The organism is Sulfurimonas autotrophica DSM 16294 (genome assembly GCF_000147355.1).
Lineage (GTDB): Bacteria > Campylobacterota > Campylobacteria > Campylobacterales > Sulfurimonadaceae > Sulfurimonas > Sulfurimonas autotrophica.
Window position 1 is genome coordinate 1836940 of sequence record NC_014506.1, and the last position, 11419, is coordinate 1848358.

Here is an 11419-nt window from a genome sequence, read left to right on the forward strand (position 1 = left end):
AGGGAATATATGAAAAAAAATTTGGCAACAGTACTGACTCTAGTTCTATTTACATCCATACTCATTGCTAAAACAGTGACGGATATAAATTTATCAAATGCGCCTTATACCGAGGGAATGACAGAAAATACGTATGGCGATAAAATCATGTATCAAGACGTTACTATCAATACAAAAGATTTTAAAATTAACAACTTTTGGGGGAAATTTTCAGATACAGCGCAAGACCAATCCAATTTTACAGATATAGCGACTTGGGCGAAAATAAAACTGACAACAGAAAACTCCTTTACATGTAAAGACGGGGGCTTGCTGTCTAATGGATGTTCAGGACAAAAACCATTTTTATTAAACGAAAATACCTTAGGCAATCCTGCTTTACAACTTGACAAGCTTGGGGCGCCTCTTGGTGAGGGAGAGTACAGAATTCCTTTTGATTCGGCAGCAAATTATGATCCTTCGCATGATGATGCCTTTTATGCACTTGATGTATTCAGAGACGCACAATATTACAAAGAACCCGCAGCAGGTGATACAGTAAACTCTACAAAACAAAAAAACTTTTTTGGCTATGTTGTTGGTTTTTTCCAAGATTACTTTTCAAAAGATACAGCTGTTTACGGCAGTGCAATAGGCTCTCCTGAGGCAAGAGACAGATATATGGCAAATATGATCTTTGGACTGCAAAAAGAGTACCGCATCGTAAAAGAAGATCCTATTACAACGACACAGACCAATCAGGCAAATGCCAACAAAAAAGTTACTCTTTTAGATTACAACTCATTGATTGTTGAAGAGACAACAGGCTGTGACGGACTATTCTTTTCTTATGACCCGGATTCGCTTACATGTAAGAGTATAAACTTTTTTGGCATATCGCAATGGATGCCGTTTATTAACTCAACTGACAGCAGTGCAGAGCTTAGTGTACAGTCAGACTCTGTTTTAGAAGATACAGAAACAACCCTGCTTACTTTAGCTGGAAAACTCGACAATGTAAATTATATAGATTTAAAAACTAAAATAGACCCTTCAACAGGTAAAAAAACTTTTATACAAGAAGTTTTCAAACCTATGAGTTACATGATGGGCTCGATGTTCAGATTTTTCTTCGGAGAAAATTCAAAAAATCTTACAGAAGTTGTCTCAGCCGATTTTGACTTTGTACATCACATGCCGTTGACATTTATAAAAACAGATGGAACAAAAGCACTTGATTTTGTCTATTTCGAGCTTTTAGGTTTAGAGAGTGTTTACGGTACAGAAGTAGAATCATGCCGTGTCAAAAAAAGCGGATTTATATTTACATGGGATGAGAAAACTTTTACACAAGGCATCGCGACCAATACAGAATTTGACATGGAAGCCGGTCTGTTCGGCTGGATCAATAATCCGAGTGAATACAGTGAATTAAATACTACAACCGAAACACACTTTTACTGGTTTCCAAATACAACACATGATATCGTAAACCTTTCGACAGACGACTGGCTGGATTGGTGTAAAAGAAATCAAGGACGTCAGAAAAAAGGCTTGCTAGGCAGATTTATAGACACATTTGTCAGTTTTGTTTTAGGGGACAACAGGAGTACAACATATGACGAACAAATTGACAATCTCTTAAAAGATGAAAACTGGGAAGTCGTAGAGTATAAAGAAAAGGTTCATAAAGGTTTGATACTCCATCTTAAAAAAGTAGATATAACCGACATAAATTCTTCAACTCCGGGAACAACTACAGAGTTTAAAATTATGAAAATGACAAGAGGACACCAAAAATGATAATTGCCTATGTATCAAAAGTAGATAAAGAGTGTTACAACGACTTAAAAGATGAGTTTACCGATGTAAAAAATTTCAATTCTATTAATGACTTTATCAGCTTTTATGCAGCGAGTAAAAACCGTGATGTGGTACTGCTTTACAGAGTTGAGTGCTTAGAAGATATCGAAAAAATTAAAGATATACATTTTAACAATAATATTTATATGATAGTTTTAGGAAAAAACGATACAGAATTTTCTTTGCTTGCAGGAAAGATTGGTGTAGATGTTTACCTCAGTGAGGAAGAAGCTGATTCGGGACTTATTACAAACCTCATCATCAAATCGCAAAGTATTATAAAGCAGCGCCGCGGTAACAGTAATATCTCTGTATTTACAGGTATAAGCGGCGGTGTAGGAACGACAACAATCTCTATGAATCTTGCAAAAACATTAGCACAGGAGCACCCTGATAAAAATGTTCTTTTTTTAGATTTTGCTTATACAAAAGCAATATCTAATCTGTTCTTTAATCATCCACAACCTAAAAAAACAATAGTAGATATATCGAATGTACAAAATATGGATATGCAGGAACTATTTGAAAATGGCTTAGAAAAACTCAATGACAATCTTTATTTTGTACCGGGTGTGCAAAAACATACAGACAGAGAAGAGCTGGAAAAACCTGAAAACATACAAATGTTTTTAAACTTCATCATGTTTATAAAAGAGAAGTTTGATTTTATCATTATAGATGTAGGGGTATTTGAAGATGTTGATCTCGAAATTGACATTCAAGAAATCGCAGATAATATTTTTGTTATTACAGAATTTTCTATACCGTCTATGTCTGTTTTAAAAACATATATAGACATCATAGACAAAAGCGGATGGTATTCCAAAACACATATCATAGCCAACCGTTCAGACTCTTTTGGAAGCGTCACTCACGAAGAAGCAAGAAAAATACTCTCAAAAGGCTTAAAACATAACTTTGAAATTGCTTTTGCTCTGCCAAATGATGCGATACACCTGCGAGAGTGCTGGAATGAAGCGCAGCTTGTTTGTGATGAATACCCCGATGCTCCTTTTATAGTAAAACTTAAAGAATTTGGAGAAAACTTTTTTATACATGACGCTGCCCTGTATGAAAATGCCCATAAAGGTAAAAAATCTTTTTGGGACAAGGTTAAACAATGGCTTTAAAAGAAAAAATAAAAGAACGTCACAGCAGTAGAGAAACACATGTACAAATAAAGAGTGTATCTGCAACTGTAAATGTCGAAGAAAATCTCTGTTCGGAGTTTTGCTTTCCTCTTATTTACAGAAATGAAGAATATTTTGCTCTCGCTTGTTCTATTTATGATGCTTTTGTGGAAAAATTAAATATTAATGGTCAACTCACTGAGAGAATGATACGGGAAGTTGTCGTAAAACATATTTCAGAATTTACACTGCCAAAACCTGCACTCAAAACAGAGATAGCCGATTTTGTTATAGATAACCTGCTCAATTACGGTCCAATTTCAACGATTATGCGCCTTGCAGGGCAAGGACTAAATGATATTTTAGTCAATACAAAAGACTACATTGATGTTATTTATAACGGACAAACAATTGCCACGCCTTTTAGATTCAGGAATGAAGAAGATTTACGCCGATTTATAAACAGAATGCTTATGGCTTCCAACAGAAAAATTGATGAATCTCATCCTATTGCTTCTGCAAAACTGCCCGACGGTTCGCGTATTGAAATACAAATACCGCCTGTTTCTGCAAATTTAGACAGTGACGGCAATCCCGGTTCTTATGTTACAGTCAGAAAATTTCGCGAGATTCCCCTGCTTTTTGAAACACTCATTGATTCAAATATGATAGATTTGAAAATGGCATATTTTCTTATTAAAGCTATACGCGGAAAATTAAATATTGTCGTTTCAGGCGGTACATCAAGCGGAAAAACAACTTTTTTAAATGCTATCACACGTTTTATAGACGAAGGTGACCAGCTGCTCACCATTGAAGATACAAAAGAGATGAAACCGCAAATGCCCTGCCACTCTATACGTTCATTTGAAGCCCGTCCTCCAAATGAAGAGGGAGCTGGAGCGATAACTATAGAGAATCTATTGCGTACGGCACTGCGTTCAAGTCCACGAAGAATTATTGTCGGAGAGTGTAGAGGACCTGAGATTGTCACAATGCTTAATGCTATGAATACAGGGCATCCCGGCTCTATGACAACGATTCATGCGGATGATACAAAAGAAGCAATTGTCAGAATTGAAAATATGTTTTTAGAGGCAAGACCAACAGCCAATATGACTTTTGTACGCTCTCAAATCATTTCGGCTGTTGATTTAATCATTCAGATTGTACGTTTTCCCGATGGAACAAGACGCATCGTTAAAATTTCTGAGCCTGAAAAGCGTATAGAAGAAAACGGCGTTGTTTCCATGCTGGATTTGTTTGAATTTCAAAGGTCTGTCAATAGTGACAACCCAATGGATTCAAGCGGGAACTTTAAAGCAATTTCAGGATCTTCAAGAGCTACGCTAAAAATGATGCAAAACGGTGTCACTATGGAATCCCGCATATTTGACAATGACTTTGTTGTCAGCAAAGAGATGATTACAAATGAGCTCAAGGAGTTTCATCCAAAACGCATGTGCGGATGGAAAGAAAATTATATGACAGAGATTATACAAGCATCATATATCTCAAGCAAAAGCATATTAGAAAGATGGCCTAATTTAAAATAATGACTGCTTTACAAATAGATATATTACTGATTTTCATCATTACATTCAGTGCTACGGCACTTGGTTATATTGTTTATGTAGAATACCAGCGCACAAAACACATTAATTACATTAAGCATGTAATATCACTGGTAGATGCCGATGAAGAAGATATTTTACAAGACAAACATATGCAAAGCAAAAATACGCTTAAAAATCAAATACAAGCCTTAATGATACAAGCAGGACTTCGTTTTTCACCATATATTTTCGCACTTATTTTTCTTGCATTCTGTTTTTTAATAGGCTCACTTTTTACGCTCTTTTTACTTCATTGGAGCGGATACTTTATAGGTATACCCTTTGGTGCCCTCATATTTTATATGATTTTGCAATCTGTAATACAAAACAGAAAAAAGAAATTCAACAAAGCATTAGCCGTTGCCATATCAGTTCTTGTTAAAATGATGAAAAACGGTATAGGCTTTGAGCAGGCACTTTCAAAATCTGTCTCTGTTTCAGGTTCAAAACTTTTTCGTGATATATTTGAAAAGTTTTTCCAAGAGAAAAACACTATCGGCGAGATGGAAGCTTTTTCAAATTTAAATCAATTTGTACATTCCAAAGAGTTGCGTATTTTTGCATTGGCTATTAAAATAGGAAGAGAGAGCGGCGGACAATTCTCAAACACCTTGGAAAAAGTCGAAAAAACAATTAATTATAGAGAAAAAATGCAAGAAAAAGTGGATGTAGTCACAAGAGAAGGCAGTGTTGGTTCTTATGTTGTAGTTCTTATCACTATCTTTTTATATTTTGCACTTAATGGAAATTTTGACGGAAAACTGCATCATTATTTTATGGAATCGCAATATGGAAGATTTCAGCTTTTGGGTATTTCACTCTGGGTCTTTACAGGTATTATGATAAATAAGATGCTGACAAAGGTAAATAAATGATGGAAAAATTTGCCTATATCGTACTGATTATTTCTCTTATTATACTTAGTGTTTTTGTCTTTTTATATTTTTATGACAAATACAAACATACAAAACTTCTTAGTGCAATTTTTTCTTCAGATGATAACATTATTATCAATGACAACTACAGTGCCAAAAAAGCAGAATTCAAACTGAAACTGCAAAGAGCGGGTCTTAAAAGAAAACAATTTAACGAAATTATTTTCGCAAGTATATTAGCCGGAGCTTCTTTAATATTTCTTGTTTTTATATTGGATTTAAGCTTTTTGAATGAACTTTTTTTATTTGTTATAGGAATCGGTATTGCTGTATTTATGCCTTATTTATATCTCCAAGAGCAGATTAAAGCGAGAATTAAAAGAATAGAGAATGATTTGCCTATATTTATAGATTTATTAATCATTATTCTTGAAGGTGGCGGCGGACTCAACAATGCCATAGACAAGGTAACAACAGAAGGAGAGAGTGTTTTAGGACCTGACCTTTTAGAAGAATCTAAAAAGTTTAAAAATGAATTTATAACATACTCTAGTGATATAGCATATACCAATCTCGTCAACCGTACGGGAAGTGATTCTATTGCTACTATTGTCGGTTTTATGCGATTATCTGAAGAGACAGGTATTGGTGTCAAATCAATATTTGAAAATCAGGCACAGGAGCTCAAATCAATGGAGATGTTAAATATAGAAAAAAAAGCTGCGACGATGAATATAGGTATTACTTTTGTGATGTTTATATTTATTTTACCGGCTGTTATAGCAATGATTGCATTTCCTATGGCAGCAGACGCACTTATGCCGGGATTTTAAAAAAGGGAGTAATATGAAAAATAGAAACACAAGAATAATAATGGGGATAATGGCTGGGCTTGTGCTTTTTAGCTCATCGGTGGCACTGCTTTTATATTTAAAGCAAAGTAAGCACAAAGAAACTGCCCAAAACAATATTGAAGTTTTTGTCGCCGCTAAAAATCTAAAAAAAGGGGATCTGCTCGATGCCGGTTCCATTAAAAAAGCAAAACTTCCAAAAAGTTATATATCTTTTACACCGCTTACCGACAGTGAAATTATAAGCCATTATGCACGTGTAAATATTTATAAGGATGAACCTATACGTTTGGAAAAAATATCTGCCCTAAAGCCTGTTGAGAAGATAAAACAAACAGTGAAAAAGAGCGAAACAAAAGTACAGACGACTCTAAACAAAGTGCAGCAGGTAACAGAGGATACACTCAGTGTTTCGCTCTCTGTATTTAAAAACAAAAATACGCTCTTAAGAGGGGGAGATTATGTAGATATTGCATCTGTTATTCCCTCAAGCACTAAAACCGATAACTTTAACACAAGATATATAGCCTTACATGTAAAGATAAATAACTTTGTAAGTAATGGTAAAACTCTCAGCACACCAATTTCCTATAATGCAAAAAAACAGATTATACGAGCCGATACTATTGTTTTTCTGATGTCACCAAAAGATATTAAAAACTTTCTGGCGGTTTATTATAAAACACAGGCTCTCAATGCAAACAGAGTGTACAACACAAACAACTACGGCGGGCAATTATGGATGATAAAAACACCCAAAGTTATAGATGAAAACCTCCAGGCACAAAAGAAGCGGCTTATGGTTGACAGAAAAGTGTATAGAAAAAGAGCAAAAAAGCAGCACCAAAAGGTAAAAATTTCTTATGAAAAATAGACACAGTTTCCGCAATGCTTTTGGAATGGGACAAATTATGGCAATGCTGCTTGTGGTCCTTCCGACTCTTGCTTTTGTTATTACGCTCATGATAGATTACTGGAGTGTTATGCAAGAAGATTACAAATTGAAACTTATCGCCAATCAGACTTCTATGGTACTTGACAGCGAAGAGGATTTAGGAGCAGCTGATTTAAACACCACACTCAACAATAATGTTAACAATATCTGTCCAAGAGGAACCACGCTTAGTTTTTCCACTCCCCAAGATGCGCCTACTCTCGGTCAGGTTAATGTTACTATTGCTTATGTGCATAACGGACCTTATTTTAAAAATAAAACATTAAATACCCAGATGCAAACCTATTCATACCATGATCAAAATATATCAATCACTGGCACATGCCAGTAAAAAAGAGGAAAAAATGAAAAAAATACTATTATTACTTGGAATTTGTCTCAGTCTTTTAGCAAATGACATTCTTGTTTTTAACAATGAGTATCAGGTTCTGCCGCTTCAAAAAAAGATTAAAAGACTCATCATCGGCAATAAAGAGACCATTAATGTTTCTCTTTTAGATGCAGTTTCTGCAAAAGGCACTTTACTGAAAATATTTGGTAAAAAAACCGGGAATACTTCTATACTTGTTATATATACAGATAATTCTATACAAAACTACCATGTATATGTAAATGAAAACCTCGGTTATATACAAAAAATGATAAATATAATTGAGCCAAACCTTAGACTCAGTAAAGTAGGAAATGATTCAACGGTTATTGCCGGAGTCTTTAAAGATCCGCATGATAAAAAAAGAATTTATGAGATATTGCAAAAAGGCGGTATCAATACAGAAAAACTCATGGATTTGACAAAAACACAAAAAGTCAACAAAATGATTCGTACGAAACTCTACCTGATTGCTGTTGATAATCAAAAAGCAAAAGATTTAGGCGGCGTCACAGGATTAAGCTTTTTTAACAAGTATGTAAATGCTACAGCCAATGCAGCCGCTGCAAACTCTGCAACATTCAGTGGTTTTTTGCTTGATAATTTGGGAAATTTTACCACTTCAACAGGCAATTCAGTTCTGGCAACACTCAACTTTTTACAAACCAAAGGCATTACCAATATTTTAGATGACACGGTACTTATAACAACAGAAGATAAAAATGCAACCTTTAGAGTTGGCGGTGAGCTTTATATTCCAACAGGTATCACACAAAACGTCGGTACAGCACCTACCATTCAAGTAGAGGCTAAGGAGTATGGCTTAAAGCTGACACTCACAAGTAAGTTTATGCAGACAAATGGTTATATGCATATTAATGTAGACATTCAAGACAGTGCCATAGATGCAAATATTGCACACAATGTTTCACTTGGTGACGGTATATCTATACCTTCATTTGTCAGTAAAAACATCAAAACAAATGTAGTTGTAAAGTCAGAACAGGTCATTGCTCTTGGAGGCAGGCTTCATAGTGAAAATTCAAAATCGGAAGAAAAAGTGCCTTTATTTGGAGATATTCCGATTTTAGGTGAACTTTTCAAACATAAAATTGAAAATTTAGGCACGACTGATTTGATTTTTTTACTTGTTCCCGAAATTGTAGATGCAAATGAAGATATAGATGACACTGATTTTTATAGAAATTTCAAAAACTCAAGTAATATTCTCCATGCAAAAGTCACAGATGTTCCAAAAGAAGAAGCCGCTGACAGGAAGACAACTGAGCAGACAGCTGAAATTACGCAGCATTCTGAGACAAATGCTACTCTCATTACACCAGTTATTATAGAAGAAGAAAACACAAAAGAGACAAACAGCCAAACACAGCCGCCAGAGAATATTCAAGAAATAACCCTTGAACTACCGCAGGAGGAACCCACACCCACACTCCAAACCTATGCTGTCAATGCACAAAAAATCTTTTTGAGAGAAAAACCGGTAAACGGGAAGCGAGTTAATGTCTGGAAAGGCGGCCATAAGTTCACATCAGATGAATCACGAAAAGTTGACGGAATCACATGGCTCAAGGTCAAGCAAGACTGTTATGCTACATGTAAAGAGCTCAAAAAAGATTTATGGATATCTCAAAAATATATAAGAATATTATAAGTATTATCTATAGTTGTTCTAAGCAAATATTATTTGCTTTAATTATATAATAGTGATATAATAATCACAAGTTTATCACAAAAAAAGGAGAGAATATGATAAAAAATCTATTCAAACGCATTAAGTCACAAAAAGGTATGAGCGGTGTTTTAGTTGCTCTTTTATTAGTTATAGTTGGTGTTGGACTTGCTGCAGGTTTAAACAGTTATATGACAGATGCCAAAGATGCAATGTTAACAGATGCAAATACATCTTTACACGCTGCTGGAGTTAGTGGATATTAAAAAACAATTAAATTGTTTTTTTTGTTTGTATGCCAATATATGTTACAATTAGTATATGGCAAATGAAAAACTTCTTGACCAGTTTCGCTCTTTTTACTTCAAAAACTACCCCGATGATATGGAAACACAGATTTCCTACTTCGCGGTATTTGGCGGACTTGACTGGGAAGTTGACACGACCCAGCCCATTTCACATCTTGTTCAAACACTCATTTTAGAAAACTTTGAAATCCTTGATGCAAAAGTCCAAGAGCTTATCATCCATAATGAAAATAACAGACGCCTGCTTAAAGCACTTGCCATTGGTGACAGACGAATATTCTCTGCCTTTAATAAAGCCGGACTGAACAATGGAAACGGCGGAGGTATTCTTAATTTTTTACAAGAAAAAGGGCTTATTCAATTAGAATACTCAAGAGAAGAACATCCAAGATATCTCAAACCAAACGCTAAACTCAAACGAGAAGAAGCAAGACACCGCATTTCGCATAAAGTTCTTTTTACTTACCCGTTTATTCGTTTTTGGTATTACTTTATCGTTCCAAATATTAAAAACATCCAAGAAAAAAACTATGAAAAAGTTTTGCAGGATTTTGAGCAAAAGCATAACAGTTACACAAGCCTTGTGTATGAAGAGTTATCAGAAGTTCTTCTCAATTACCATCTGCGTGATTCGCATATACTCAGCAGCGGCAGTTACTGGGATGCAAAAATTGAAATAGATATTTTGACACTGACACAAAACGGCAATATTTATGTCGGCGAGTGTAAATGGACAAATCACAAAATAAATAAAAAAGAGCTGCATAAACTCAAAGAAAAATGCGAAAAACTCTCTATAGAACCTACACAAATAGTATTTTTTTCAAAAAGAGGTTATTCAAAAGAGATGATGGCACTTAGCGGCTCATCGCTTGCCTTATATGACAGTGAAGACTTTAAAGCACTACTGAAAAAAAGTTCTCGTCAAGAGAAGAGCCAGCCACTTTTTAGCTAAGTACTCTTAGGGCTTGATAAGCCTCTTGTAAAAGCTGAAATTTATGTGTATAATGTTCAACCAAATAAGGGCTTTCATGAAAGATTTTGTCTGGATGATAGACTTTTGTAAGTTTTTTATAACTTTTTTTCAAAGCATCCTGAGAAGCACCGATAGGACACTCCAAGATTGTATAAAAATGCTTTTTCTCTTCTTCTGTGCTTGCTTTTGCCAAATCGCCGAAACTAAAATTTGCAAAATCAGAATAAAGTTTTGACATAAAATGATTGTCATAAGTATATTGAATTTGGTAATGTAAAATATGACGTTTATTCAGGGCTCTCTCAAGTCTCGCTTTTGCTTTAAAATCACTTACCTCAATAACCAAAGAGACATCTGTACCCCTCTCAACATAAACTTCAAGCTGTGAACGCATATAGTTAAGAACCCATGAATTTGGGCTGTCTAAGGAAATGAGCACTGTATTTTTATCATATGCATACAGATGTACCTGAATATTTTCAGGTTCTTCGAGCTTATCGAGTTCAATTTTAATAGGCTGATTTCCAAACTTTAACATTGAACGCAGAAAAAATTCATGGTTAAAATCATGTGTCTTTGCATGGTACTCACTTAACTCTTTTATGAAATTTTCTCTGACTTTTGTGAGTGATTTGTTTTGAAATACAAGCACAGATTTGGGTAAAAATAGCATGCCACGCGAGTGATGATTTAAAAACTCTATCATCCAACTTGCATTTAAAGTTTTAAACCCGGTTGTGATAAGAATAAGATTATTGCGTAAAACAATTTCCATACGTCCTACCTTTTATGGGAAATTTATATAG

Annotated in this window: 11 protein-coding genes; 10 read left to right on the forward strand and 1 reads right to left on the reverse strand. The window is 34.8% G+C overall.

Going from position 1 to position 11419, the window contains the following annotated elements:
* The first annotated feature begins 9 nt into the window (after window positions 1-9).
* The 10 genes from SAUT_RS09355 (at window position 10) to SAUT_RS09400 (ending at window position 10592) form a co-directional block, all read left to right on the forward strand.
* Window positions 10-1782, forward strand: a complete 1773-nt coding sequence (locus SAUT_RS09355; protein WP_013327642.1) for a hypothetical protein — start codon at window positions 10-12, stop codon at window positions 1780-1782.
* Window positions 1779-2972 (forward strand): CpaE/TadZ family protein, encoded by a 1194-nt coding sequence (locus SAUT_RS09360; protein ID WP_013327643.1) that lies wholly within the window; start codon window positions 1779-1781, stop codon window positions 2970-2972. Before SAUT_RS09355 ends, SAUT_RS09360 begins: the two co-directional genes overlap by 4 nt.
* Window positions 2963-4528, forward strand: coding sequence for a TadA family conjugal transfer-associated ATPase (locus SAUT_RS09365; RefSeq protein ID WP_013327644.1), 1566 nt, complete (start codon window positions 2963-2965; stop codon window positions 4526-4528). Before SAUT_RS09360 ends, SAUT_RS09365 begins: the two co-directional genes overlap by 10 nt.
* Complete coding sequence (locus SAUT_RS09370; protein WP_013327645.1) at window positions 4528-5463, forward strand: type II secretion system F family protein; 936 nt, start codon at window positions 4528-4530, stop codon at window positions 5461-5463. The genes SAUT_RS09365 and SAUT_RS09370 overlap by 1 nt, the downstream gene beginning before the upstream one ends.
* A complete protein-coding gene (locus SAUT_RS09375) occupies window positions 5460-6296 on the forward strand; it encodes a type II secretion system F family protein (protein WP_013327646.1) in 837 nt (278 codons plus the stop codon). Before SAUT_RS09370 ends, SAUT_RS09375 begins: the two co-directional genes overlap by 4 nt.
* Window positions 6297-6309: 13 nt before the next feature.
* Window positions 6310-7188, forward strand: a complete 879-nt coding sequence (locus SAUT_RS09380; protein WP_013327647.1) for an SAF domain-containing protein — start codon at window positions 6310-6312, stop codon at window positions 7186-7188.
* The gene (locus SAUT_RS09385) at window positions 7178-7600 is read left to right on the forward strand and encodes a hypothetical protein (RefSeq protein ID WP_013327648.1); all 423 of its coding nucleotides are present in this window, start codon (window positions 7178-7180) and stop codon (window positions 7598-7600) included. The genes SAUT_RS09380 and SAUT_RS09385 overlap by 11 nt, the downstream gene beginning before the upstream one ends.
* 13 nt (window positions 7601-7613) lie before the next feature.
* Entirely contained in the window at window positions 7614-9311 is a 1698-nt protein-coding gene (locus SAUT_RS09390) for a pilus assembly protein N-terminal domain-containing protein (protein WP_013327649.1), read from the forward strand.
* 95 nt (window positions 9312-9406) lie between these two features.
* Complete coding sequence (locus tag SAUT_RS09395; RefSeq protein ID WP_013327650.1) at window positions 9407-9595, forward strand: hypothetical protein; 189 nt, start codon at window positions 9407-9409, stop codon at window positions 9593-9595.
* A 55-nt stretch (window positions 9596-9650) separates the two neighbouring features.
* Entirely contained in the window at window positions 9651-10592 is a 942-nt protein-coding gene (locus tag SAUT_RS09400; protein ID WP_013327651.1) for a DUF234 domain-containing protein, read from the forward strand.
* Here SAUT_RS09400 and SAUT_RS09405 read toward each other — a convergent pair.
* A complete protein-coding gene (locus tag SAUT_RS09405) occupies window positions 10585-11388 on the reverse strand; it encodes a J domain-containing protein (protein ID WP_013327652.1) in 804 nt (267 codons plus the stop codon). The genes SAUT_RS09400 and SAUT_RS09405 overlap by 8 nt on opposite strands.
* Between the last annotated feature and the right edge of the window lie 31 nt (window positions 11389-11419).